Raw genomic sequence first — 25,337 nt, forward strand, 5'->3', positions numbered from 1 at the left:
TGTTGGATTTTGTTGCCGTACGGTTAAACGGTAGTCACATAACGTAACTGTGTCCGTGACTCCTTTCACATCCTCGATACTCCTATTGTCAGACAAGCTACTCGCCGCTTTCACTGCCCTTTCTCTCGACCTTGAAAATCATCGGCTCCATGGAGGTCACCACGGGTTCTCCGAACTTCGCATCGCCGGATTTCATCGTGTACGGCGTGATTTGAGCCAGGGTTGGCCCGAAGACGTGCTCCATTTGTGCCACCAGCACATACTCTGCCTTGGCGTCTTTGTTCGGGTTCCTAGAAGAGTACACCATGCAGACTGCCCCAAAAGATCCCTTCTTGGCGACCAGCGCACGCAGGCTGCGTTTCAGGACTTCCAGGGCCACATCCGCCGGCATTTTCTTCAATTGCTCAATCTCAACGACCCTGACCTCGTCTTTTCGACTGACGACAACAGCAAACGCCTTCACGGGCGTCCCGTTTTCCAGCTTCTCGCTGGCGCGCTCCACTGCTTTCTTGTACATACGCTCAAAATGTTTCTGAACATATTCCTGTTTACCTTTCTGATCCCCCGACTCGGTTCCGGACTGCGCGAATACGCTGCCCGCTGTCGCAGACAGGACCAATACACAGACGAGGGATTTGATAAACTGGCGATACGTCATTGTTCCGGCTACCTCATTGTTGTTGGTTGACCACCACCGGGTCCGCTTCCGCGGATGGCCGGTTCTATCCAAAGAGCCTCTGCGAGCACAGGATGTACCATCGTGCAATCTGCCACTGAACACCACCCGATTTCTGTCGAACAGCTTGCACTTTGGGAAGATGCCCTGAGCCGGGAGTCCGGTTTTATCAACGGCTTCCATCCCAACGGACGGTTCCTGACCGCACACCCGGACCGTTGCTGGACCATTGAGAGCAATGGGGAATTGGCCCGGTCGCAGATCCGGGAGGCGATCGACTGGCATCAGCAGTATCGGTCGGAGCAGGGTGAGACGGCGTTCCTGGGTGGGCTCGCCGGGGTGCTTCATTATGAGCTCGGCGGCATCACCGTGCCCGGATTCCAGTCCAGACGCCCGGACGCCGATGACTCCCGAGGATGGATCGGTGCCTATAGCTGGGCACTGGACGTCTCCGTTGATCGGGCACCGACGCTGACCATCCAACCGTTCTGCCCCGAACCGACACGACGCTGGCTCATGTCGCTGCTGGAGCGCGGGCCACAGGCGGCTTCCCCATCACCACTTGCCCTTTCCGCACCCTTTCAGGCGGACGAGTCCGGCGACCAATACCAGCAACAGGTCGGCCACTTACTGGACTGGATTCATGCGGGCGACTGTTACCAGGCGAACCTCTCCCGTCGCCATTCGGCGCATTTCACCGGATCACCGTACGACGGGTTCCGGCGTTTGATGGGGGCGATTCCGGTGCCATTTGGCGCGTATATCGACACCGGACGCCGCCAGGTCCTGAGCATCTCCCCCGAGCGGTTTCTCAAAATCGACGGCAGTCAGGTCGAGAGCAAGCCCATCAAGGGGACCCGGCCCAGAGGTGCGACACCCGGTGACGATCAGGCACTGGCGGAGGCGCTCCGGACACACCCCAAGGACCGGGCCGAGAACCTGATGATCGTGGATCTGATCCGGAACGACCTGTCCCGTTTCTGCGAACCACACTCCGTCCGGGTCCCCCGGCTTTTCGACGTGGAAAGCTATGAGAACGTCCATCAGCTCGTCAGCACGGTGACCGGCACGCTCCGGGAGGATGTCACCCCTCTGGACGCCCTGCTCTCCGCCTTTCCCGGAGGCTCCATCACCGGCGCGCCCAAGCGGCGGGCCATGGAAATCATCGATGAACTGGAAGACCACCGCCGAGGCCCTTACTGCGGGAGCGTCTTCTTCTGGAATCTGAGCGACCACCTGGACAGCAACATCGCCATCCGGACGCTCGAGACGGATTCAACCGGCGAGATTCGCTGCTGGGGCGGCTGCGGGATCGTGGCCGACTCCGACCCCGCCGAAGAGCTGGCGGAGGCGGAGACGAAGGTGAGGCGGTTGATGGAGACGTTGGAAAACGGGTGAGTCGCCGCGGAATTCGCGGCCAAACACGCGGTCGTCCGTTGGACGACTCCGAAGTCGGAGACATCGGCTACAGGTGCCCGCTTTCAGGCCTTCCGGCTTTAAGCCCCTCAGACCTTAGAAATTTCTTTTTTCCGTGCTTTCCCTTTCTTTCCGTGGCGAACCAATCAGTTCTCTGTACTGAGCTCCAGAAACTTCTCCCGCAACGCGTCGTAGTCGTGGACGGCCGGGAATTCGGGGAATTCGTCGATGACGTTCTGCGGCGCGTGGAAGAGGATGCCGGCCTCGGCCTGTTTGAGCATGGTGGTATCGTTATAGGAATCGCCGGCGGCAATGACACGGTAGTTCAACAGCTGGAAGGCACGGACGGACTGGCGTTTCGGGTCGGGCTGGCGCAGGTGGTAATCGGTGATGCGCCCTTCGTCGTTGACCGAGAGCTTGTGACAGAACAACGTCGGATGACCGAGCTTGGCCATCAATGGCATGGCAAACTCGTAGAAGGTGTCCGACAGGATAATGACCTGAAAACGCTCACGCAGCCAGTCGATGAACTCACGCGCGCCCGGGAGCGGGTCCAGCGTGTCGATGACCTCCTGGATTTCCTGCAGGCCGTACCCGTTTTCGTCGAGCAGGCGCAGGCGCTGCTGCATCAGCTCGTCATAGTCAGGCACATCCCGGGTCGTGGCCTTGAGCGCCTCAATCCCGGTTTTTTCCGCAAACTTGATCCAGATTTCAGGAATCAGGACGCCTTCGAGATCAAGACAAGCCAGTTCCACAGATCGCTCCCCTTATACCCAGCTCTTTATTGATACAGGGCGTTATCACCCTACTCTAAGCCCCGCGTCGGGCACCGCATCATGCACGCTACGAGCCTTTGACAGGCTCGCATGATATGGCAACCGACGCCGGATTGCACCACCGCTATAACGTTATGCAACCCTGTTACTTCTGATAAGTGCCTGTCAGTGGTAGATTATCCCCACATTTCACGGGCGCTGATAAGAATGGAAGACATTAAAGCACTGAATGAGAGCCTGAACGACCAATCGCCCCGCTCGATCCTGAAGCACGCGCTTAAGAGCTATGACAACATCGCCATTTCCTTCAGCGGGGCGGAGGATGTTGTCCTGATCGAACTGGCCCACAAGCTGACGGACAACCTCCAGGTGTTCACGCTGGACACAGCCCGTCTGCACCCGGAGACCTATCGGTTCATCGATCGGGTCCGGCGGCACTACAACATCAACATCGAGATCCTGTTTCCGGACGCAAAAGAAGTGGAAGATCTTGTCACTCGCAAGGGCATGTTCAGCTTCTACGAAGACGGACATCACGAGTGCTGTGGCATTCGAAAGGTCAACCCGCTCAAGCGCAAACTGGCCACCGTGGATGCCTGGATTACCGGTCAGCGCAAAGACCAGAGCCCGGGCACCCGCAATGACGTGCCGGTGGTTCAGGTGGATGACGCGTTCTCAACAGACGACCACGAACTGATCAAGTTCAACCCGCTGGCCAACTGGACCTCCAAGGAGGTCTGGGACTACATCCGCATGGCGGAGGCACCCTACAACGAGCTGCACGAAAAAGGCTTCGTCAGCATTGGGTGCGAACCCTGCACACGGCCCATCCTGCCCGGTCAGCACGAGCGCGAAGGTCGCTGGTGGTGGGAGGAGGAAACCAAGAAGGAATGCGGGTTGCACGCGGGGAATGTGATCGCGAGCGAGTCTTAAAGACCATTTTCGCCCTGGAAAAGCGCGCTTCGGGCAGAAGGGATGACAATGGGTTCTAAGGTTTTAAAGTCTGAAAGTTTTAAGGCGTGAGATCTGAGCTTGAGCCCGCTCCGGGGGTTCGGCAGCCCATCGGGCTGCTCCGAAGTCGGAGACATCAGCTACAGGTGCCAGCTTTCAGACCTTCCGACTTTAAAACCTTCAAACCTTAAAACGTCTTTTTTCCGTGCTTTCCGTGGCCTAAAACGCCATTTCAATGCGTCGGCAGTTCAATGTCCTCGAACAACGCATCCACATCCGCCCGACTGGTCTGCGCCGCCGCCTCTTCCACGCGCTCCCGGGTCAGGTGTGGCGCGAACCGCTGGATGAAGTCGTACATGTAGCCCCTCAGGAAGGTGCCTTTCCGAAAACCGATCTTCGTCACACTGGGTGCGAACAAGTCCTTGGCATCGAGAGCCACCAGATCCGGATCTTTCTCCGGGTCAAAGGCCATACTGGCAATGATGCCCACACCGAGGTTCAGCCGCACGTAGGTCTTGATCACATCCGCATCGGCGGCGGTAAATACGACGTTCGGTGTCAGCCCCTTTTCCCGGAAGGCTTCATCCAGCCTTGAGCGCCCGGTAAAACCAAAGACATAGGTCACCAGCGGGAACTCCGCCACGTCTTCCAGGCGCAGCGGCTTGCGCTCGGTCAGTGGATGGTCTTTGGGGACGATGATGCTCCGGTTCCAGCGATAGCAGGGCATCATGATCAGGTCGTTGAACAGCTCCAGCGCCTCCGTGGCGATCGCAAAATCCACCGAGCCATTGGCCGCCATCTCGGATATCTGCATCGGTGTGCCCTGATGCATGTGGAGGGACACCTCCGGATAGGCCTCAAGGAACCCTCTGATAACCGGTGGCAAGGCGTAACGCGCCTGAGTGTGCGTGGTCGCGATACTGAGGTCACCCTTGCACTGATTGCTGAACTCCTGGGCAATTTTCTTGATGCCCTCAACCCGGCGCAGAATCTCCCCTGCCTCCCGGATAATGATCTCACCGCCCGGCGTGATCCGCGTTAGGTGCTTGCCACTGCGCGCAAACACCTCCACCCCCAATTCATCCTCAAGCAGCCGGATCTGTTTCGAAATACCGGGCTGGGAGGTGAACAGGCTCTGTGCGGTTGCCGAAACGTTCAGGTCGTGATGAGCCACTTCCCAGATGTAACGCAGTTGTTGTAATTTCATCGGCCTTCTCGCCCTTCCCGCAGTTCCGCATAAAAATATAAGTAATAATTCTTTTTAAGAATAGATCCTAACGTCTAAAGTGGGAAGCCATGTCGGGACACCGATGCTCACCTGCCCCGCAGGAACGGGCTTCCGGATCAGGTTCCGATACCGTCAGACGTCCTGGACGCTGAGCACAACGGAACTGTTCCAGAGGTTCCAAAGCCACTGTTGGGTAGTGTAGATCATATAAATGGACATTCTTCTCTACATACTGGCGGGCGCTGGCGTTGGGTTGGCCGTGGGTCTGACCGGTGTCGGCGGTGGTTCATTGATGACGCCGCTGCTGCTTATGTTCGGCTTTCCACCGCACATTGCCATCGGGACCGACCTGCTCTACGCGGCGATCACGAAAAGCTCCGGCGTCTTTGCCCATCATCGGCTCAAAACCATTGAATGGTCCATCGTTCTAAGGCTGCTGGCCGGGTGCGTTCCGGCATCCCTGCTCGCCATCTTTCTGCTGTCCCGCTTTTTTAACGAGCCCGGCGACTATCAGGGATTGTTGGTTACGGTACTCGGGGCAATGCTGCTGCTGACCTCCGTCGTGCTGATCTTCCGACCCTGGATTCTCCGGCATCGGGGCGAGAACACCGATGGGGCCTTCCTCGTGCGGTATCAGGGGCCCTTGACCGTTGTGGCCGGGCTGTTCCTCGGCTTCGCCGTGACGCTGTCGTCAGTTGGTGCGGGTGCATTTGGGACGGCCCTGTTGATGCTCCTGTATCCTCGATTGAGCGGCGTTCGTATCGTGGGAACCGATCTGGCGTACGCTGTCCCACTCACGTTTCTCGCCGGCATGGGACACTGGCACCTCGGCAACATCGACTGGCAACTGCTGGGCGCTCTTCTGATCGGGTCCATACCGGCCATCCAGGTCGGCACCCGGATCGCCCGGAAGATTCCCAACCGGGTACTGCAGTCGACGCTGGCCGGTATCCTGTTGATGATTGGCCTCAAGTACACCTTCTTCTGACCGCGTCCAGTGTCTGGCATACTCTTGCGGAATGGATCAGCACTTCCTTAACCCCTTGACTTGACGCCCCATGGAACGACAATCGTCGCTGCGGTGTCCGATCTGATACGGACGCTCCGACGCACTGGCTAAACACGGACGCTCATGCTGCTGACCACCAAATTTTTCCGGCCGGCTCCCGACCCGGACGCCATTCGTCGTCCCCGTCTGCTGGAGCGGCTTGCGCCGCGCACGCGAAAAAGACTGAATCTGGTGATCGCGCCTGCCGGTTTCGGCAAGACCACCCTGGTCAGCCAGTGGTGTGATGAACAGGAGGGCCGTCTCGCCTGGTTATCCCTGGACAGCAGCGACGATGACCCGCGTCGTTTCTGGCAATACCTCTGCGGCGCGTTCGAACAGGCCGGGGTCGATGGCCTGGGCGATTGCCAGTCCGCATTCCAGACGTGCGCCCTTCATGAGATCGAGGGCGCGATCACAGGGCTGATCAACGCTCTGGTCGCGTCGGCCGAACACCGCCTGCACCTGGTGCTGGACGACATGCACGAGGTTGAGGACCCGGCGATTCACCGCCAGCTGACGTATCTCGTCGACTATCTCCCGCCGACCGTGATGGTAACGCTGGTCTCCCGCACGGAACCTGCGCTGCCGGTGGCCCGCTGGCGCGTCCGGCACTGGGTCGACGATGTACCACCACAAATGCTTGCGTTCTCGGAAGAGGAGTGCCAGCGCTTTTTCAGTGATTACATGGCGATTCCACTCGACGCCGACCAGGCGCGGACCATCTGGCAACGCACGGAGGGCTGGGTCGCCGCGATGCAGCTCAGTGCCCTCTCCGCGCCCGACGACCCGGTGAACCGCGGGGCCGACGCCGCGCCCTCCCCGATCTCGGGGCGGGAAATCAGTGACTACATCCTGACCGAAATCCTTGAACAACAGTCCGACGAGATTGCCGAATTCCTGCTCGCGACCGCCTGCTGCCTGCGCCTGACCGCGTCGCTGTGTGACAGCATCCGCGGTGCCACGGACAGTCAGACCATTCTCGAGTCCCTCAGTCGGCGGCATCTGTTCCTGATTCCTCTCGACACGCGTGATGAGTGGTTCCGTTACCACGACCTGTTTCGTGAAGCACTGTTTCTGCGTCTCGAACAGACGGACCCCAAGCAGTTGGCCGAACGGCAGTCACGCACCATTCACTGGCTTCTCGAACACGACCACATTCAGGAAGCCATCGCGCAACTGATTCAGCTTGAGGACTGGTCCTGGCTGGCCAACGTCCTTGAACAGCATGGCAACAACCTGATTCAGGGCGGTTTTCACCTGCCTGTTCTGGAATGGCTGGACCGGCTTCCGCCGGGGACGGTCGACGACAATCCGCAGCTGGCCATGCTGCGCATCTGGGCCAACTTCTTCGCCAACCGCCTGGACGCCGTTGAACCCCAACTGGATCGCCTGGAGGACCTGCTTGATCGGCGTGTGGCGGAGTCTCACCCGGACGCCGAAGGGGCCCTGGGCCTGAACAGCGAGATCTCCCTGATGCGCTCGTACCTCGCCCGGACCCAGAGCGATCTGGAAAGCGCGGCAGACCTGACCCGACAGGTGTTGCAGGATCTCGACCACACCCAGATGCCCCTGAAATCGGTCACCTATTACGGGATTGGCCTCGATTACTTCAGTCAGGGGGACCTGCCAGCAGCCGAGGAAGCCCTGCAGTCCGCCGTCTCCTATGGGCAGATCGAACGCAAGCCCTCAACCGTGCTGTCCAGTGGCGGGCTGCTGTCGTGGATTCAGTTCAACCGGGGGCACAACGACGTTGCGCTCAAGACCGCGGTCAGTATTCGCGAGTGGATTGACCGGCATTACACCGACCCCTCCCAGCCGCGACTGATTTCCTGCTGGCAAAACTGCTCACTGATTGAGATCTATCGCGAGCGGGACCAGCTTGACCTGGCCGAAACCTATCTGGCCCCCCTGACCGGACACCTGCAGAGCGGGACCGAACCGGGCCAGCACGTCATCATCCAGTATGCCCGTGCCCATCTGGCGTTCACACGGGGTGACTATCAGACCGCCATTGAGGCGCTGGACGATGCGGAAGCCGTGCTTGAACGCCGCCGCGATCACATCATTTTCGAGCCGCCCAGTCTGTCCGCGCTTCGGGCCCGTTGCTGGTTGGCCCAGAATCGCCTAGACGACGCCCGGGGCTGGCTGGATAGCCGCGAGAACGTCACTTTCCGGAATCCGCTCAATCGAGAACAGAACCGGATTACGGCGGCCCGGGTGTTGATTGCACTGGGCGAACCCAAGAACGCCATCAGCCAGCTCAGCCCCCTACGGCTGTCCACGGAACGCGATCAACACCACCGTCACCTGATCGAAGTGCTGACCGTCTACGCCGAAGCGATGGACGCGCTGAACCAGCCGAACGAGGCGCAGACCGTGCTCACAGAAGCCCTCAAACGCGGCGCCCGGGAGCAGTTCTTCCGTCTGTTTGTCGAGGAGAGTCCGCGAATCCACCGGCTGATCGGCGACAATCACCACGCAGCGATTCCTCAGGAGTACCTTGAGGCATTGAAATCGCGGTTGCCGGAAAGCGACGAGGAAACCGCCGCCCCATCCGAGGACGGTCCGGTCGCGGTTGACGGGTTGGTCGAGCCCCTGTCCGCCCGTGAAATGGAGGTGTTGCGGCTGATCAATGACGGGCTCGCCAACCGGGAGATTGCCGAATCCATGAACGTGGCCGCCACGACGGTAAAGGCGCACATCCGGAACCTCTATGGCAAACTGGACGTGAAAAGCCGCACCGAGGCGCTGGCACGGGCACGGAAGCTGGGCGTGCTGTCGTGAATCATCAGCAATTTCGTGACATGGCTCACATTTTCTCTTCCTTTTTTGAGCCCACTACGCCCTTTGGACGATCCCCTACGCCCCTCCTCCCCCCTAGAATTTCCATTAACGGTGAGGGCACGCCCTCCCACGGAATTTGAAATCAGGCCTTTCACTTTCCGCTTTTTTGTTGCTTGTTTTCAGGGACCTTTCACGAGCCCTGTTCCCGAAGGCGCCTTCCAGCTGGAACGGCGCCTTTTTTTATGGATGTCTGCGGGAGCGCTGTAAGCGAGCTGTGGCGAGTGACTACTCAATCACCCGGCGGAAGGGAGGCAGCGCGTCCAGCAATAGCTGGCCGTATCGGCGCGTGACAATGCGGCGGTCGAGAATGGTGATGCGGCCCTGATCGTCTTCTTTACGCAGTAACCGGCCGGCCGCCTGAACCAATTTGATGGACGCGTCCGGCACCGTGATCTCCATGAACGGGTTACGCCCCTGGGACTGGACCCACTCGCTCAGACTGGCCTCGATGGGGTCGTCCGGCACCGAGAACGGCAATCGCGTGATCACCACGTGCTCCAGATACTCTCCCGGCAGATCAATCCCTTCCGCAAAGCTGGCCACGCCAAACAGAACGCTTGGCTGACCGGCATCGATCCGCTCCCGATGACGCCGCAGCACTTCCGCACGCGCGTAATCGTCCTGAGTGGTGATCCGGCCCGGCCAGTCAGGCGACAATCGCTCATGCACCGTTCGCATCTGTTTGCGGGACGTGAACAGCACGAGAACGGCCTGATGGTCTTCCCAGATACCCGGCAGCTTCGCCACCAGCTCACCAGTGAACGCCTCGGTGTCGTTAGGCATCGCCGTCATCGCCGGCACCTCAACGGTGGCCATTTCATCGTAACGAAACGCGCTGGGAACGACGAGGTAGTGGCTCTCTTCCGGCAATCCGGCACGGGCCTTGAGCCGATCGAACCGCCCGAGCGCCGTCAGCGTGGCACTGGTCAGGATGGCGGCCCAGGCCCGCGACCAGAGTCGGGACTGAAGAAGGCCGCTGGCCATGACCGGGCTGCTGTAGAGAGTGATGTCCTCAGCCTGATCATAGACCTGGCGCACCACCCAGCGGGCCGACGGCGGGCCGTCACCGGAGCGGTCCTCGCGCCATGCCGACCACAACCGGAGCTGATCCTCTGCCCGGGCATGAAGGGTCCCGGCCACCGGATACCAGTTCTCCGCCGTTTCACGGTCGATGTCGTGCTCACGGTTCTCGTCAAACCCTTTCTGGAATTCGTCCACCAGGGCATCGAGCTGGCGGGTCAGTGTCGCCGTCGCCGTGGCCGCTTCATCCGCCAGACCCGCCAGCACTTCCGGAAGCTCGCCGTCAGGATAACGCCAGCGCCCATTTCCACGGTCATCGGCATTCTCCCAATCCGTGTTCCCGGTGATGTCGTCAAGGACGCGTTGTAGAATCGGGTCCAGATCCCGCGCCGCATCACTGATCCTCGTGACCGTTTTCGCGGCCTGAGAGTCCGGTGCGAGCCAGGGCTGAAGCTTCGTCAGGATCTGGGACAGTTGCTTCAGCCAGCTCCGGGTTCCACCGAGGCTGACGGAGGCGGCAAAATGCCCCAGCGCCTTTTCGGGCAGATGGTGCGCCTCATCGAAGATGTAGATGGCGTCCTCGGGTTTGGGCAGGATCGCACCGCCCCCAAGCGCCAGATCAGCCAGCACCAGATCATGATTGGCGACGATGACGTCGGTGTCTTCCAGACCATCCCGGGCCTTGAAGAACGCACAGCTGTCAAAATAGCTGCAGTGCCGGTTGGTGCACTGTCGGTGGTCCGTGGTCACCCGGCGCCAGGTTTCATCGGTGATGGGCTCCGGCCAGTGATCCCGGTCCCCGTCCCAGTGCCCGCTGGCATAGCTGGAGAGCATGTACTCAAGGAATTCCCGGGTGTCGCCGGAATCCTCATCGCCACGCCCCTCCAACAGCTCGAGCGGCATGGTCTCACTTTCGGTATTGCCCTCGTCATGGAGACGACCTTCCAGGCGGGACAGACACAGATAACGTCCCCGTCCCTTGGCAAGTGTCCAGTTGAAATCGAGCGACGCGTGCTGGCGAACATCGGGCAGATCCTTCTGGACGATCTGGTCCTGCAGGGCGACCGTCGCCGTCGAAATCACCAGTTTCTTCCCCAGAGCCTGGGCCATGGGAATGGCGGCCATAAGATACGCCAGCGTCTTTCCCGTGCCCGTGCCCGCTTCCACCACGCAGGCGGACGGCGGTGACGTCCGTTCGTCGCCATCGCTGGTAATACCGCCCAGGTACCGGGCGATCTCAGCAATCATCAGGCGCTGGCCGTAGCGGGCCCGGATCGACTTACCGGCAAGTACGTCGCGATACGCCTGCTGAATCTGTTGTTTAACCTCCTCCGAAAGCGCCTTCATTGGGGACTGCTCCAGTCCCGGACCACGCCGACCCGGAACCGCTCCCCATCGGCGAACAGAACCACCCCGTTTTCCGTGATGCCCTCCACCCGGACACCGGAGAACCGGTCCCCGGGTCGCAGATAATGGCCGTTGATCATCACGCGACGGGCATCGGGGTCGGACGCATACACATGGCTGCTGAAGCGCAGATCCGGAATGCCGCGCTGGAACGACAGCGGCATTTCATTCAGCGATGGCACCGATGCGGACGGCTGCCAGCCGGACCCGCCACCGTTTGAAGAGGCACTCGGGACAATCAGTGTCGGCTTGTCACCGGACGGCTGGTCCCCGGAGGTTTCAGTCGCCGCCGGTTCACTGACCGCTTGAGAGCCCGAACTGGCCCGCGGCGAGGGCACCGGGTCCGGTTCGTTCTCTTGTGTTTGCGGCGGACTCGCAGGCGCCGAAGAGACCGCCGTCTGTTGGTTCGCAGTCGATGTCACTGCCTGATCCGATGGTGGTGGTGAAGGCCTGGATTCAGACGATGGAGCCACCGGCGGGCGGACCTCTGCCCCCGTTGACGACGGCAGCAGGGAACCGGCCTCCGGCCAGAAAATCACGCCGAGAACCAGAGCATTGATCAGTAACGCCACTGCGACCCACACGACGCCCAGGCCACGCTTGCGCTTCGACCCCTGGGCCATCTGCAGCGGACGGTTAATATCCGGCACTTCGCCGCGACGGCGCTCCGCTTCGGACTTCTGCAGGGCATCGAGAATATACGACATACTATCCCTGCCCCCCCGGGCTCAGCCGCGGAACATTACGGCCCAGATCGCTGTTCATCCGGATCAGTGTGCGGGTGCCGGGAATGCCATCCGGTACCAGCCCGGCCTGCTGTTGATACCAACTCACCTGCTCCTCCATGCTGGCTCCCATCAACCGGTCGGCCTCATCGCCCGGCGCTTTCCCGGCGATCAATTCCATCAGACTGGCGGTCAACCAGGCCTCGCGGGACGGGCCTGCGCCGTCGGCGCGATCGGCCTTGTACGGCGGCATCCGCCAGATCACGGTGAAGTCGCCCAACCAGACCGCCTCGACCGCATCGAGAGGTAACGTCTGCTGACGGCTCCCCGCTCTCAACCGGACCGTGTCCTGCGTCATGGCGGTCGCCGTCAGGTGATGCGTGCGGCCATCGTCCGTAAACACCCGGAGCACGACCGGCCGATCCAGACGCCGGATGCGCCCCCAGTTGCCCTGCTGGTGAAGACACGACAGACCGCTGGCCTCGGCATGCCGGCATGCGCTGCCATCCCGGTTCTGCTGATAGTCGAGGTCCCACTCGGCGAGCAGCGTCTGATAGGCCGTGCCCCGGGAGGTTGCGTCATCCGGCAGGGACTGGATCCAGTCCGGCAGTGACCTCTCCGGGCGCTCCGGTTGTGAGTCCGCCACCGGTGGCCCACTGTTCGAGGCCTCCGTGGATTGACTCTCCGGCGTCGGGCTTTCTGCGATTTCAAGGGCGGGTATCGGTGGCTCTACGCGTTCAACGGTGCCGGAGAGAACGTGGGATGACCCAGCCGCAGCCTGCCCTTCCGGCTCCGCCGCGCTCAACATGGACTCCCCGAGATAGCCGAAGAGCGATGTCGTCAGGACCGCCATCAGCGCGATACCAGCCACTAACGGCCCGATCCGGCGCAGTGCCGTTGATGATCCCCCGGGGGCATCGAGCACTTCCCGGCCGGCCTGACGGACATGATGCGCTTCCACTTCATGAACGCCTTCCGCGTAAGCTCCCAGTAGCGCGCGATCACAAATCAGATTGATCAGCCGGGGGATACCGCCACTCAGACGATAGACAACCTTCAGCGCCCGGTCGGAAAAAAACTCAGAGCGTTGACCGGCAACCCGCAGGCGATAGCGAACGTAGGACGGCAGCTCTTCCCGACTGATGGCCGCCAGGTGGTATCGCGCCGTGACCCGCTGGGAGAGCTGCCTCAGCTCCTTTCGGCCCAGCATGTCACGGAGTTCCGGCTGCCCGAGAAGCACAATCTGGAGCAGTTTCTTTTCAGCCGTTTCCAGATTGGTGAGAAGCCGTAGCTGTTCCAGCACATCGGCTGACAGGTTCTGCGCCTCATCGATAATCAGAACCGGATGGCGGCCCTCGGCATGGGCCGAAAGAAGGTGCTCGTTGATGGCGTCGATCAGGTCCCGGATCGTGCCATCAGCGGCGTGCTCAATCCCGAACTCACGACAGATGCCGGACAGCAGCTCCGGTGCGGAAAGACGGGGATTGAGGATCAGCGCAATGTCCACATGATCAGGGACATTGCCAAGAAATCCTCGACAGACGGTGGTTTTACCGGTACCGACTTCCCCGGTGATCACGATGAAACCACCCTGCCCCTGAACCCCATAGAGCAGGTGTGCCAGCGCTTCCTTATGGCGCTCGCTCAGGTACAGATAGCGGGGATCGGGCGCAATCGAGAACGGCGGTTCCCGAAAGCCGAAGAAGTCATCGTACATGCGTCGGGTCAGATCGAGGTGACGAGAAACAGACCGATGATACCGGGCCCACGACCGCTTTGTCATTAAAGCCGGGTAACGCTCTTCACCCCATCAGAAGGCCGCGTCCGACCAGCGGCAGGGGTTTTCAGAGGGTCCCTGATGCTCGCCCAGACTCCTAGAAGTCCTCAAGCATCAGATCGTCGTCACCCTCAGTGAACGGGTCTTTCTCAATTTTTCCATCATTGATGAGGTACTCACGACGCTGGAGGTAGGCGTTCCGAATAAAACTGTAGTCGTCCCCGCCACCAAGGAAGCCCTCCGCCGCAATCAGGTCCGCCCGGGTATCCACAATCTGAAGGCCCCGCAGGTACCAATGTTCCGGTTCCTCGATGTAGTCCCAGGAGCTGGGCATGACCGCAAATTCCCCGGCCAGACCGGCCGCATCCCGACCGGTCGACGGTCCGAGGAACGGCAGCATGATGTACGGACCGGAATCCATCCCCCAATAACCCAGTGTCTGACCCAGATCCTCAGGCCGTTCCGGAATGCCAAACACCGTCGCCACATCAATCAGACCACCCAGGCCAAACGTGGTGTTGTAGGTGAAGCGTCCAACGGCGACAACGGACGACTCCAGCTTACCCTGAAGCATACTGTTGAGGAGGTTCTCCGCTTCGCCAAGATTCGCGAACACATTGGTGATCGCCTGATCCACCAGATCCGGCGTCACGAACCGATAAGCTTTTGCGACCGGCTTGAGAAACCAGGTATCGACGAACACATTGAACTCATAGACATCCCGGTTCCAGTCTTCATAAGGGTCCTCTTCCGGCGCATCCTGCGCGTGGAGCGGACCCGCCAGCAGCAGAGCCGTGCTTGCCATCAGCACCGCTCGGGAGATAGCTTGTCTCATGAAATCCTTCCGTGATTGACCTCAGGTTGGAATGGACGACAATACGGTGCCGATTGGTTCAGTCGATTCCATTGTCGCTTATCAGGAGTCCTCAATGTCCGAGTTTGGCAATCTCGTCCACACCCTCACCCTGTCGCTGAGATGGGGAGACCAGGATTCATACGGCCACGCGAACAATACGGTTTTTTTCCGGTTTTTTGAAGAAGCGCGAATCACATGGCTCTCGGAAGCCGGCCTGAACACGCAGGCCGAAGGGACGGGGCCGATCATCATCAAGACCAGCGCCACGTTTCTCAGGGAGCTCAACTACCCCGCCAACGTGACCATCGAAACCTACGCGGGTAAAGCCGGCCGGACCAGCCTGGAGACCTGGCACCGAGTTCTCGATGCGGATTCCGGCGATCAGTATGGTGAAGGCGACGCCAAGATCGTGTGGTTTGACCACGAGACGCGGAGGTCCTGCCCCTTGCCGGACGAGCTCCGGAAACTGGCGGCGGAATAAGAGTCGCAAGTCGCAAGTCGCAAGTCGCAAGTCGCAAGTCGCAAGTGTCAGTCTGGCGGGTCCGCTTGACGGCTTGTCGTGCGTTTTGTCACAACCCGTTTCGTTCCTTTCGAGAGCTTACTCTGAACGGCGCTCACTTGCTTCTTGCGACTTGCCACTTTCGACCCGGCGACTCACCGCTTCTTGACCACCACATTCCCGATCGAGTAACCCGCACCGAACGAGCAGATAACGCCCATATCGCCGCTGGTCAGGTCCGACTGGTGGAGGTGAAAGGCGATGATCGAGCCCGCCGAACTGGTGTTGGCGTATTCGTCCAGGATCACCGGCGCTTCCTCGGTGGTCGCGTCACGGCCCAGGATGCGCTTCGCGATAAGCTGATTCATGTTCAGGTTGGCCTGGTGCAGCCACATGCGACGCAGCGCCGAGGCCTCAAGAGACAGGGCATCCAGATGGCTGTGGATGGTTTCGGCCACCAGCGGTGAGACTTCCTTGAACACCTTCCGCCCGTTCTGCACAAACAGTTTGTCCGGCTGGCCGATGCCGTCCTCATCCGCGCGGTTCAGGAAGCCGAAATTATTGCGGATATTATTGGAGAACTTCGTCTTGAGACGGGTGCCCAGAATGTCAAAGCCCTGCCCCGGCTCAACGCGGTCTTCCGACTCCACCAGTAGTGCCGTGCAGGCATCGCCGAAGATGAAGTGACTGTCCCGGTCCCGGAAGTTCAGGTGGCCGGAACAAATCTCAGGGCTGACCACCAGCACGCTTCTGGCCGCACCGGAGATGATCGCCGAGGACGCCGCCTGGAGGCCAAAGGTGGCCGAACTGCAGGCCACGTTCATATCGTAGGCAAAGCCGTCGATGCCAAGCGCTTCCTGAACCTCCACCGAAATGGCGGGGTACGGTCGCTGCATGTTGGAACAGGCCACAATCACGGCATCCACGTCACTCGCCGATCGACCGGCGGCTTCCAGAGCCTGATTCGCGGCATCCACCGACATCTCGCACTGGACACTGGGCTCATCGTTGGCCCGCTCCGGGATATGAGGGCACAGCCGTTCCGGGTCCAGGATGCCGTCACGATCGATCACATGACGGCGCTTGATGCCGGACGCCTTTTCGATGAATTCCGGTGATGAGGGCTGCAACGCGTCCCGCTCCCCACGCGCGATCTCATCGGCGTGTTGACGGTTATGGCGATCGACATACGCGTTGAAGGCCTTGACCAGGTCTTCATTGTCGATATAGGCAGGTGGCGTATAGAGCCCAGTGGCGCTGATGACCGCTTTTGTCACGAAGTCCCCCACAATGTCAGTGAAACGTCACGGCGTTTGCACCAAAGCGTAACACAACGCACCGGGCTTGGCCGCTCGCCAAAAGTCTACTGTCGAACCCGCTCCCACTGGCGCTCGAGGCGCTTAACCGATACCGGTACCGCGGTTCCCAACTGCTGGGCGAACCAGGAGACGCGGAACTCCTCAAGCATCCAGCGGTAATGGGTCAGTTCCGGGTCCCGGGTGCCCTGCTTGCGGTGATTCTCCAGGCGTGTGGCGTAACGGGACCAGAGCCCCTCGAACTGGTGCAGGAACTCCCGCTCATGCCCCATTTCCCGGGGCATCTTTTCGAGCCGGATGTCCGCCGCCTCCAGGTAGCGCGGAAAGCACGCCCACCACTCGTCTGGCGTCTGGACCAGAAATCCCGGAAAAACAAGTTGGTTCAGCTGAAACTTCAAGTCCGCCATGCTGTTGGCCATGGACAGCGGGATCTTGCCCTTCAGGGACTTCATCAGCTGATTGTGCGCTTTCATCATGCGGTGCAACCGCTCGGCACGCTCTTCCAGCGCGGGCACAAAGTCGCCCCGCCCCTGTTCGAGCACTTGCTCGAAGGCCTGTTGGTCCCGTGGCACGGCCCCGGAGAGAAAATGCGCCATGGCCCCTGCCAGCAGAAAGTCATCGTAGAGCTCACGCGCCTGGCCCAACGGCGCAAACAACAGCGCGGCTTCTTTCAATGCCGGAAAGGTTCGACCGGGGTCCGACAGGGTGTTGCCCATCCGGTTGAGAACCAGCCGGGCGACCGCCTGCCGATGGCTGTCACCGGCGGCCACGGGATCGAGAAAGCGGGTCGGACGGACGGCCCTCCCTTCATCCTCCAGCGCTGGCCAGACCTGGATTTCCATGCCGTGTTTCCGGGTCGTTTCGGACTCGGGCATGGCCCCGAACGCCCAGTCGGTCGCTGCGGATACCGTCTCCGCCCGGTCATCCTGCGGCGCATCCGCCAGTGCCTTTTCCGCCCGTTCATCCAGGCGTCCCTGCAACTCGGTCAGATTACGGCCTTCTGCAACCGTTTCCTCGCGGTCGTCCACGACGCGGATGTTCATACGCAGGTGATTCGGCAACTCCGTGGCGGGCCAGTCATCCGGGCGGATCGTGACGCCGGTCATTCGGCGCAACTGATCGGCCAGCTTTTCCGTCAGCGGTTCATTGCTCGGAGAGAGATTCTCGAGCGCGGCGTCCACGAAGTCCGGCACCGGCACAAACTGTCGCCGCAGGGACTTGGGCAACCCTTTGATGAGGTGAATGCATTTTTCTCGGAGCAGCCCCGGCACCAGCCACTCCACGCGATTGGAAGGCACCTGTTTCAGCGCCATGAGCGGGACGCGAAGCGTTACCCCATCGTCCTGTCCGGTCGGATTGAACTGATAGTCCAGCGGGTAGCGTACGCCCTCCCACTCCAGTTCATCGGGATAGGCATCATGCAGCCCTTCCTCCGGCTCGCGCTGAAGGATGTCCGCCTCGGTCAGCTCCAGCTGCGCCAGAGCGTCCTGATCCAGGGTTTTCCACCACTTCTCAAAGTGAGCCCCGCTGACAATCGACTCTGGCAGGCGCTCGTCGTAGAACGCCACCAGCGTCTCCTCATCCACCAACAGGTCGCGCCGGCGGGTCTTGCGTTCCAGATCCTCGACGGACTCCAGGCGCTCCTGATTGACCTGAATGAACGGCGCCCTGGTGTCGTAATCGCCCTCCACCAACGCCCGCCGGATGAACAGGTGCCGGGATTCCACCGGGTCGATCCGGGCGTAGCTGATCCGGCGGCGCGGCACCACGTCCAGCCCATACAGCGACACGCGCTCATACCCCACGACCTGGGCCCGCTTGCGCTCCCAATGGGGCTCAAAGTAGTGGCGGCGGACGACATGCCCGGCCAGCGGCTCGACCCACTCCGGCTCGATCCGCGCAATCATCCGGGCAAACACCCGGCTGGTTTCCACAATTTCACCGGCGACAATCCATTTTGGCGGTTTTTTCGCCACCTTGGAGCCGGGAAACAGCATAACCTTGCGATTGCGGGTCGCCAGGTATTCGCGCTTTTCATACTTCATGGCCACCTGGCCCAGCAGCCCCGCCAGAACCGCCTTGTGGATGGCCGGGTAAGAGGCATTTTCGGACGCGCCTTCCGGCATCAATTTCTGTTCTCTGCAGAGCAAAGTCAGTTGACGGTGAATGTCCCGCCACTCGCGCATGCGCATGTAAGACAGGAAATTCCGCTGACACCACTTGCGGAGCTGATTCTGGGACAACGCCTGGCGCTGTTCTTCGTGGGCATGCCAGACGTTGAGCAGGGTGTTGAAGTCCGACTCCGGATCGTTGAACGGTGCGTGGGCCTGGTCCGCCGCCTGTTGCTTGTCCTGTGGGCGTTCGCGAGGGTCCTGGATGCTCAGACCGGCGATGATCACCAGCATTTCGGGCAGGCTCCCCTGCTCCGATCCCGCGACCAGCATCCGGGCGAGCCGTGGATCCACCGGCAGCCGTGCCATGGTCCGGCCCATCCGCGTCAGACGGCGTTTACGGTCTACCGCACCGAGTTCCTCAAGCAGCTTATAACCATCGTTGATCAGCTTGTTTTCCGGTCGCTCGAGGAAGGGGAAATCCCGAATGTCACCCAGCCCGGAGACCGCCATCTGCAGAATGACCGACGCCAGATTGGTACGAAGGATTTCCGGGTCGGTAAATTCCGGTCGGCTGACAAAATCATTCTCGTCATAGAGCCGGAAACAAATGCCCGGCGCCACCCGGCCACACCGACCCTTGCGCTGATTGGCGCTGGCTTGGGAGATCGGCTCCACGGGCAGCCGTTGAATCTTCGAGCGCACGCTGTACCGGCTGATGCGCGCCACGCCGGTGTCGATCACATAGCGAATGCCCGGCACCGTCAGTGAGGTTTCCGCCACGTTCGTGGACAGCACGATCCGTCGTCCCGGATGCGACTGGAAGACCCGGTTCTGCTCCCGATTGCTTAGCCGGGAATAGAGCGGCAGAACCTCCGTGTGGCGAAGGTCGGCATGACGCAGCTCTTTGCTCAGTTCCCGGATTTCCCGTTCACCCGGCAGGAACACGAGCACGTCACCGGGCGGCTGCTTCTCCGCCCGCTCATAGTCCTCGATCTCCGACATGACGTCGACGACCGCGTCCGGCCAGCCCTGGTCCCGGTCGTCACCCTCGCCCGCCAACGGACGGTAGCGCACGTCGACCGGGTAGGTTCTTCCGGAGACCTCCAGCACCGGCGCGTCGTGGAAGAACTGACTGAACCGGTCGACCTCTATCGTGGCTGAGGTAATGATGACCTTCAGGTCCGGTCGCCTGGGCAACAGCTTCCGCAGGTAACCCAGCAGGAAATCGATGTTGAGGCTGCGCTCGTGTGCCTCATCAATGATGATCGTGTCGTACCGGTCGAGAAACCGGTCGTGCTGGATTTCCGACAGCAGGATGCCATCGGTCATCAGTTTGACCAGCGTGTCCGGCGACGAGCGATCCGTAAACCGAACCTGGTAACCGATCCGGTTGCCCACCGATTCACCCACCTCCTCGGCGATCCGGTCCGCCACACTACGGGCGGCAATCCGGCGGGGCTGAGTGTGGCCGATCAGGCCGCGTTGCCCCCGTCCCGCTTCAAGACAGATCTTGGGGATCTGGGTGGTCTTGCCGGAGCCGGTTTCCCCGGCAATGATCACCACCTGATGATCGGCAATCACCCGACGGATGTCCTCTACCCGCTCAGAGACGGGCAACACATCCGGATAGCTCAGCGCCGGGACCAAGTCCGCACGTCGTTCACGCTCGGTTCGCCCCGCCGCCAGCCATTTGCCGATATTGGCCCGATCCTTGTCTCCGGGCTGGCCACGATGGCGGGCCATGCATTTTTTGATGCGCGCGGCCATCGGCTGACTGATCACCGGCAGCCACTCATCAAGCAATGCCTGGAGCGGTTTTCCGTTCTCGGGGAGGGAATCGGGAAGCTGATTCATGGTCGGCTCGGTCATACTCTGAGATCATCAAAAAAGCCCCATCCGGCGGCCGGACAGGGCTTCTGGGTTCGCGCCGGGAACCGGATCAGGCGCTCTTCTTCTGGTCCTCGTCCCGGAGCTCGCGACGCAGCACCTTGCCCACATTGGTCTTCGGCAGCTCGTCACGGAACTCGAAGTGCTTGGGCACCTTGTAGGCCGTCAGGCGTTCGCGACAGAACTCCTTAAGCTCAGACTCGCTCAGGTTGCTGTCGTTAACGACCAGGAAGACCTTGACGGCTTCGCCGCTCTTGTCATCCGGAATGCCAACCGCGGCGCACTCGACCACTTTCGGATGCGCGGACACCACATCTTCAATCTCGTTCGGGAACACATTGAAGCCGGACACGATAATCATGTCCTTCTTCCGGTCCACGATGCGCAGGTACCCGTCTTCCTGAATCAGCGCCACATCACCGCTGCGGTAGTAGCCATCATCGGTAAACGACTTGGCCGTGTCCTCTGGGCGCTGCCAGTACCCCTTCATAACCTGCGGGCCTTTCACGCACAGCTCGCCGGGTTCACCAAAGGGCGTTTCATTGCCTTCATCGTCAATCGTCTTGATCTGGGTTCCGCAGATCGGCAGGCCGATCGTACCCAGCTGGATCGCGCTTGGCGGGTTGAAGCTGACAACCGGAGAGGTTTCCGTCATGCCATACCCTTCGGTGATCTCACAGCCGGTCACGTCCTTCCATTGCTTGGCGGCGGAACTGGTCAATGCCATGCCGCCCGACGCCGTCATCTTGAGGGCGCTGAAGTCGAGGTTTCTGAAGTCCTCATTGTTGCAAAGCGCCACAAACAGCGTATTCAGGCCAAGGAACGACGTGAACCTATGCTTCTTGAGCTCGCCAACAAAGCCGTCGATATCACGCGGGTTGGGAATCAGCACGCTGTGGGCGCCGGCTTCCAGCATGATCCCGCAGTTCAGCGTAAAGGAATAGATGTGGTACAGCGGCAGCGGCGCGATAACGACTTCCTTGCCTTCCTCCACAGTGTCTTCCAGCATCGGGCGGGTCTGGATCAGGTTCGACACGAGATTGCCGTGGGTCAGCATGGCGCCCTTCGCGACGCCGGTCGTTCCACCCGTGTACTGCAGTACCGCGATGTCCTCACGGTTGACCGTCGCCCGGCTGAACGAGGCTTTCGCGCCGGCTTTGAGAACGTCAGGCAGGCTGTGGGCATTCGGCAGGTTGTAGTCCGGCACCATCTTCTTGAGATGCTTGACCGCCAGATTCATCAGCGTCCGCTTGAGCGGCTTGTGCATGTCGGCCAGCTGGGTGACGATCACATGCTCAATGCCAGTGTGGGGGATCACCTTCTCGGCGTTATCCGCCATGTTGGCCAGAACCACCAGGGCCTTCGCACCGGAATCGTTGAACTGGTGCTCCATTTCACGCTGGGTATACAGCGGGTTGGTGTTTACAACGATGAGTCCGGCGCGCATGGCACCGAAGACGACCACCGGGTACTGGGTGACGTTCGGCATCTGTACGGCGATTCGGTCGCCCGGCTTGAGATTCGTCTTGTTCTGAATCCAGGCCGCAAAGTTCCGGCTCTGTTCATCCAGGTCCCGGTAGGTGAGCGTCACACCAACGCCACTGAACGCCGGCAGATTCGCGTACTTCTTAACGGCCGAGTCAAAAACCTCGACCATCGTGGCGTATTTGTTGACGTCGATGTCGGTGTTCACGCCGGGTGGGTATTTATCCTGGTAGAACTGGTCCAAATCCATCACACCATCTCCTGAGTTTGCCTTTTGTGCTTATCGTGACTGTGGCTTGAAACCCCTGAACATTGCCCGGTTGACGCCCTTTTCAGTAACGGCCGTGCGCAGGCTGGCTGTTGGAAGGGATTTCCCAAGATCGAACGGTATCGCCCCCAGGCACCGGGCAGCATCCCGGAACCAGAGCCGGAGCGCTGTCATCCGGCTCCGGCGTTCGTGTTGTTATCGTAACCTCAGGAGCCTGCGAGGTAGACGGTCGCACCGCTTCGACCACCCCACTGCGGCCACTTTTGAGCGCTCATTGTCGTTACACAGAACCACCATGCGCCTCAAATGACCGTCAGAATAATCTCGCCGCCGGACGATCTTGCCTGGCACGATTTCCACCGCCCAGACTCCTGAAACAAGCACTGGCACCGTCAGCCCGTTTGACGAGGTGTCGGCGTCAGCGCCTGGTTAAACGGCGCAAGAATACCAGTTTTCGTCATACAGAGGTAGGAGGGGCAACCGGCCATGCTTGCCCGGCGCCGGGAGTGCCAACCATACTGGTCCGGTTGCGATATGAGGGAGACGAACATGGAACAACTCGAAAACATCACCTACAACGAACTGTCGGTCGGTGACAGTGCCACCTTCAGCCGGACCCTGACCGAGCGGGAGCTGTTGCTGTTCGCCGCCGTGTCAGGTGACGTGAATCCAGTGCACCTCGACAGTGAGTTTGCCGCGAACAGCCTCTTCGGTGAACGGATTGCCCACGGGATGTGGAGTGGCTCGTTGATCTCGGCGGCATTGGCGACCGTTCTCCCCGGTCCCGGCACCATTTACCTCGGCCAGGACCTGTCCTTCCGCCAGCCGGTCCGATTGAATGACACGCTCACAGTGACGCTAACGGTTGCCGAGAAGAAACCCAAAAACCGGGTCATCATTGAATGCGTCGTGACCAATCAGAACGGTGAGGCGGTGACACAGGGCAACGCGACCGTTCTCGCGCCCTCGGAGAAACAGAGCGTAGACGCCCCCCGTCTCCCCGAGATTACCATCGAGAACGATGCGGGCTAGGAGTCTTTCTCTTACCCTCATGAGGGCAGGAACTCATAGGAGAAGCGAACCGTGCGTTCCTCAACATCCGCCTTTCCGAAGTTGAACAGCCTGACCCGGTTGACGATTTTCTGCTCCAGGGTCGGGCTATCCAGCTCCGAACGGACAATTCGGCAGTCGGAAACCTGTCCGTTCGGTTTGATCACCACCTCCAGCATCACCTCGCCGGAAAGCGAGGGGTCCCGACGAAGCTGCCGGTTGTAGAGCGCGTACAAGACGGACTTCCGACGATCAAACGTGCGTCGGATGTCGTTCATGGGCCGCTGTCCCGGTCCACTGACCGACGGCTCTGCGTCTGGCGCGGGCGCGGACGCTGTGGCCGATGGCTCGTCCGGTGCCTCCACCGTCCTGGTCTGGTGCTCGGCCAGAGCCACTGTCTCCTGAGCGGCGGCCCCGTCGTCGACACCATCGCTGCCCTGCGTCACATCCCCGGGCTCACCCGGGCTTTCTGCGGACGCGTCGGCCGTGTCGACGTTCGCCTTTAAGTGCTCACTCCCCGAGTCCTCTGGCGATTCCAGTTCCTGCATGGCCGACAACTGATCCTGCATGGCGAGAAGCCCGGATTGGGAAGCACGTTCTCGGGCTTGCGAAACCGTCTGCTCCGTGGATGAATCCTCCGCCGGCTCCGGGGGTGTCTGGGGTCGCTCCACGACGGTTGGCTCTGCCGGTTCCGGTTTTTCGGTGGGTTTGGGCTCCGGTTCCGGTTCGGGCTCCGGTTTGGGTTCGGGCTCGGGCGTCGATTCCAGCAGTCGCGCCTGTTGGGGGTCCGGTGTGTCAACACGGGCGGGACGGGGGTCCGGTAACTCCAGCCGGGGGATCCAGAGCGCCGCTGGCAGGAACAACAGAAACAGAACGGTCAGGCAGACATAGAGGCGCCGGGATTCGCCGGGCTCCGGCTGCCAGGGGAGCCGGGTCGCCCACGCGGTATCCATAGACGACGGACGCGCGACCGGATCAGCCACGGGCAGCCTCCCCACTGTCCTGGCGGGCCTGAACCGCCAGCCGGACCTGACGGTACTCGGCGTCCACACAGGTCTGCATGATCCGGCGAAGGCGGCGGTACTCGGTGCCGCGGTCCGCCATGACGGTCACCGCCAGCCCTGCCTCGGGAATGTTCCCCTTGGGGCCACGGCGATCAGAGAGTGCCTGGTACAGACCGTCAATCCGGTCACCGGCCGACGAATCGGCATCCAGGCGGGCAACAGAGCGCCCCTGAATCAGGATGGTATCGCCGACCACTTCCACCACCAGCGTCTGCTCTGGTGACTCGCGGGATTCAGAGACCGGCAGCGCCACATCCGCAGCCTGTTGCATGACCTTCACGTCCGAGGAGTTCACCATCAGGAAGAACACCAGGATGGTGAAAATGTCCATCAGGGACACAAGATTCAGGCCACCGGCCCGGTGCATGCGATTGTAGTGGCGCTCGATTCGGCGGGCGCGTCGGGACCGCTTCATGGCTGACCTCCCTGCTCCGCCAGTTGCACCTCATACCCCTCCGGGGCGTCCGCCAGCGAAACGTCGGGAAACAGTTCCGCCTCGACCTTGCTGGCGACGACCACAGCCGGCCGTGAGCGCACGTGATCCATGGTTGTCACCAGCGTCTGATAATCCACCGAGGGTGCGACGCGCAGTATCAGATCGCGTTTCTCCGGCATTCGCTGCTTGATCTGAGCCAACAGAGACTGAACCCCATCAAAGTCCTGACCGTCGACATTCGGAAAGGCCCGGATCAACCCCCGTTCACTGTCGGCCACTTCCATACCAGAGGGCGTCAGGACCACTTCGAGCTGAAAGGCCTCCGGTTCGGGTGCTTCCCCGGCCGGCATCCCGGGGAAGTCCAGCTCAATCATCCGCACCTGGGTGAACACCATGCCCAGAAGCAGAACAGGCACAAGAATGATCATCAGGTTGAGGAACGCGGTGATGTCCAGGTCCGGGTTCCCCTGGAGCCGGCGATGTCGGCGTCTCAT

At 60.9% G+C, this 25,337-nt stretch carries 19 protein-coding genes; 6 read left to right on the forward strand and 13 right to left on the reverse strand.

Annotated elements, in window-relative coordinates; all coding sequences use genetic code 11:
• Positions 1-97: 97 nt before the first annotated feature.
• The gene (locus C8D92_RS04105) at positions 98-658 is read right to left on the reverse strand and encodes a hypothetical protein (protein WP_116918484.1); all 561 of its coding nucleotides are present in this window, start codon (positions 656-658) and stop codon (positions 98-100) included.
• A gap of 102 nt (positions 659-760) precedes the next feature.
• On the opposite strand from C8D92_RS04105, the gene pabB reads away from it, so the two are divergent.
• Entirely contained in the window at positions 761-2,074 is a 1,314-nt protein-coding gene (gene pabB, locus C8D92_RS04110; protein WP_165819228.1) for an aminodeoxychorismate synthase component I, read from the forward strand.
• A gap of 164 nt (positions 2,075-2,238) precedes the next feature.
• Here the strand turns inward: pabB and thrH are convergent, their stop codons facing one another.
• Positions 2,239-2,847: a bifunctional phosphoserine phosphatase/homoserine phosphotransferase ThrH gene (gene thrH / locus C8D92_RS04115; protein ID WP_116918486.1), complete on the reverse strand. Its 609-nt coding sequence runs from the start codon at positions 2,845-2,847 to the stop codon at positions 2,239-2,241.
• A 228-nt stretch (positions 2,848-3,075) separates the two neighbouring features.
• On the opposite strand from thrH, the gene C8D92_RS04120 reads away from it, so the two are divergent.
• Entirely contained in the window at positions 3,076-3,801 is a 726-nt protein-coding gene (locus C8D92_RS04120; protein ID WP_095612233.1) for a phosphoadenylyl-sulfate reductase, read from the forward strand.
• 250 nt (positions 3,802-4,051) lie between these two features.
• On the opposite strand, the gene cysB is transcribed toward C8D92_RS04120, so the two are convergent.
• Positions 4,052-5,026 carry an HTH-type transcriptional regulator CysB gene (cysB, locus tag C8D92_RS04125; protein WP_116918487.1) on the reverse strand — a complete coding sequence of 325 codons (975 nt, stop codon included), beginning with the start codon at positions 5,024-5,026 and terminating at the stop codon, positions 4,052-4,054.
• A 232-nt stretch (positions 5,027-5,258) separates the two neighbouring features.
• Between cysB and C8D92_RS04130 the strand changes: the two genes are divergently transcribed.
• Both C8D92_RS04130 and C8D92_RS04135 read left to right on the forward strand, forming a co-directional pair.
• Positions 5,259-6,035 (forward strand): sulfite exporter TauE/SafE family protein, encoded by a 777-nt coding sequence (locus C8D92_RS04130; protein WP_116918488.1) that lies wholly within the window; start codon positions 5,259-5,261, stop codon positions 6,033-6,035.
• Between the two features lie 144 nt (positions 6,036-6,179).
• Positions 6,180-8,879 carry a winged helix-turn-helix domain-containing protein gene (locus C8D92_RS04135; protein WP_116918489.1) on the forward strand — a complete coding sequence of 900 codons (2,700 nt, stop codon included), beginning with the start codon at positions 6,180-6,182 and terminating at the stop codon, positions 8,877-8,879.
• A gap of 285 nt (positions 8,880-9,164) precedes the next feature.
• Here C8D92_RS04135 and dinG read toward each other — a convergent pair whose 3' ends face one another.
• From dinG to C8D92_RS04155, 4 genes are all read right to left on the reverse strand, one after another.
• Entirely contained in the window at positions 9,165-11,306 is a 2,142-nt protein-coding gene (gene dinG / locus C8D92_RS04140; RefSeq protein ID WP_116918490.1) for an ATP-dependent DNA helicase DinG, read from the reverse strand.
• Positions 11,303-12,073 carry a general secretion pathway protein GspB gene (locus tag C8D92_RS04145; protein ID WP_116918491.1) on the reverse strand — a complete coding sequence of 257 codons (771 nt, stop codon included), beginning with the start codon at positions 12,071-12,073 and terminating at the stop codon, positions 11,303-11,305. The genes dinG and C8D92_RS04145 overlap by 4 nt, the downstream gene beginning before the upstream one ends.
• 1 nt (position 12,074) lies before the next feature.
• A complete protein-coding gene (locus tag C8D92_RS04150; protein WP_116918492.1) occupies positions 12,075-13,808 on the reverse strand; it encodes an ExeA family protein in 1,734 nt (577 codons plus the stop codon).
• A 157-nt stretch (positions 13,809-13,965) separates the two neighbouring features.
• Positions 13,966-14,703 carry an MlaA family lipoprotein gene (locus C8D92_RS04155; RefSeq protein ID WP_095609866.1) on the reverse strand — a complete coding sequence of 246 codons (738 nt, stop codon included), beginning with the start codon at positions 14,701-14,703 and terminating at the stop codon, positions 13,966-13,968.
• Between the two features lie 94 nt (positions 14,704-14,797).
• Between C8D92_RS04155 and C8D92_RS04160 the strand changes: the two genes are divergently transcribed.
• Positions 14,798-15,205: an acyl-CoA thioesterase gene (locus C8D92_RS04160; protein WP_116918621.1), complete on the forward strand. Its 408-nt coding sequence runs from the start codon at positions 14,798-14,800 to the stop codon at positions 15,203-15,205.
• A 173-nt stretch (positions 15,206-15,378) separates the two neighbouring features.
• Here the strand turns inward: C8D92_RS04160 and C8D92_RS04165 are convergent, their stop codons facing one another.
• From C8D92_RS04165 to C8D92_RS04175, 3 genes are all read right to left on the reverse strand, one after another.
• A complete protein-coding gene (locus tag C8D92_RS04165) occupies positions 15,379-16,500 on the reverse strand; it encodes a beta-ketoacyl-ACP synthase III (protein WP_116918622.1) in 1,122 nt (373 codons plus the stop codon).
• 86 nt (positions 16,501-16,586) lie between these two features.
• Complete coding sequence (hrpA, locus tag C8D92_RS04170; RefSeq protein WP_423837068.1) at positions 16,587-20,507, reverse strand: ATP-dependent RNA helicase HrpA; 3,921 nt, start codon at positions 20,505-20,507, stop codon at positions 16,587-16,589.
• A gap of 85 nt (positions 20,508-20,592) precedes the next feature.
• A complete protein-coding gene (locus tag C8D92_RS04175; protein WP_095609868.1) occupies positions 20,593-22,275 on the reverse strand; it encodes an AMP-binding protein in 1,683 nt (560 codons plus the stop codon).
• A 567-nt stretch (positions 22,276-22,842) separates the two neighbouring features.
• Here C8D92_RS04175 and C8D92_RS04180 point away from each other — a divergent pair.
• Positions 22,843-23,325 (forward strand): MaoC/PaaZ C-terminal domain-containing protein, encoded by a 483-nt coding sequence (locus C8D92_RS04180; protein ID WP_207775111.1) that lies wholly within the window; start codon positions 22,843-22,845, stop codon positions 23,323-23,325.
• A 17-nt stretch (positions 23,326-23,342) separates the two neighbouring features.
• Here C8D92_RS04180 and C8D92_RS04185 read toward each other — a convergent pair whose 3' ends face one another.
• Genes C8D92_RS04185 through C8D92_RS04195 form a run of 3 tightly spaced genes read right to left on the reverse strand, consistent with a single transcriptional unit; the run spans position 23,343 to position 25,337 of the window.
• Positions 23,343-24,326, reverse strand: coding sequence for an AgmX/PglI C-terminal domain-containing protein (locus C8D92_RS04185; protein ID WP_243402351.1), 984 nt, complete (start codon positions 24,324-24,326; stop codon positions 23,343-23,345).
• Positions 24,319-24,822, reverse strand: coding sequence for an ExbD/TolR family protein (locus C8D92_RS04190; RefSeq protein ID WP_095609870.1), 504 nt, complete (start codon positions 24,820-24,822; stop codon positions 24,319-24,321). The genes C8D92_RS04185 and C8D92_RS04190 overlap by 8 nt, the downstream gene beginning before the upstream one ends.
• Positions 24,819-25,337: an ExbD/TolR family protein gene (locus C8D92_RS04195; protein ID WP_116918495.1), complete on the reverse strand. Its 519-nt coding sequence runs from the start codon at positions 25,335-25,337 to the stop codon at positions 24,819-24,821. The genes C8D92_RS04190 and C8D92_RS04195 overlap by 4 nt, the downstream gene beginning before the upstream one ends.

The organism is Tamilnaduibacter salinus, from assembly GCF_003096655.1.
GTDB classification, from domain to species: Bacteria; Pseudomonadota; Gammaproteobacteria; order Pseudomonadales; family Oleiphilaceae; genus Tamilnaduibacter; species Tamilnaduibacter salinus.

Excerpts from the sequence above, each read along its gene's own strand:
- C8D92_RS04105 (WP_116918484.1), bottom strand. The coding sequence starts at position 658 with ATGACGTATCGCCAGTTTATCAAATCCCTCGTCTGTGTATTGGTCCTG.
- C8D92_RS04120 (WP_095612233.1), top strand. The coding sequence starts at position 3,076 with ATGGAAGACATTAAAGCACTGAATGAGAGCCTGAACGACCAATCGCCC.
- cysB (WP_116918487.1), bottom strand. The coding sequence starts at position 5,026 with ATGAAATTACAACAACTGCGTTACATCTGGGAAGTGGCTCATCACGAC.
- C8D92_RS04130 (WP_116918488.1), top strand. The coding sequence starts at position 5,259 with ATGGACATTCTTCTCTACATACTGGCGGGCGCTGGCGTTGGGTTGGCC.
- C8D92_RS04135 (WP_116918489.1), top strand. The coding sequence starts at position 6,180 with ATGCTGCTGACCACCAAATTTTTCCGGCCGGCTCCCGACCCGGACGCC.
- dinG (WP_116918490.1), bottom strand. The coding sequence starts at position 11,306 with ATGAAGGCGCTTTCGGAGGAGGTTAAACAACAGATTCAGCAGGCGTAT.
- C8D92_RS04145 (WP_116918491.1), bottom strand. The coding sequence starts at position 12,073 with ATGTCGTATATTCTCGATGCCCTGCAGAAGTCCGAAGCGGAGCGCCGT.
- C8D92_RS04150 (WP_116918492.1), bottom strand. The coding sequence starts at position 13,808 with ATGTACGATGACTTCTTCGGCTTTCGGGAACCGCCGTTCTCGATTGCG.
- C8D92_RS04155 (WP_095609866.1), bottom strand. The coding sequence starts at position 14,703 with ATGAGACAAGCTATCTCCCGAGCGGTGCTGATGGCAAGCACGGCTCTG.
- C8D92_RS04160 (WP_116918621.1), top strand. The coding sequence starts at position 14,798 with ATGTCCGAGTTTGGCAATCTCGTCCACACCCTCACCCTGTCGCTGAGA.
- hrpA (WP_423837068.1), bottom strand. The coding sequence starts at position 20,507 with ATGAATCAGCTTCCCGATTCCCTCCCCGAGAACGGAAAACCGCTCCAG.
- C8D92_RS04175 (WP_095609868.1), bottom strand. The coding sequence starts at position 22,275 with ATGGATTTGGACCAGTTCTACCAGGATAAATACCCACCCGGCGTGAAC.
- C8D92_RS04180 (WP_207775111.1), top strand. The coding sequence starts at position 22,843 with ATGGAACAACTCGAAAACATCACCTACAACGAACTGTCGGTCGGTGAC.
- C8D92_RS04190 (WP_095609870.1), bottom strand. The coding sequence starts at position 24,822 with ATGAAGCGGTCCCGACGCGCCCGCCGAATCGAGCGCCACTACAATCGC.
- C8D92_RS04195 (WP_116918495.1), bottom strand. The coding sequence starts at position 25,337 with ATGAGACGCCGACATCGCCGGCTCCAGGGGAACCCGGACCTGGACATC.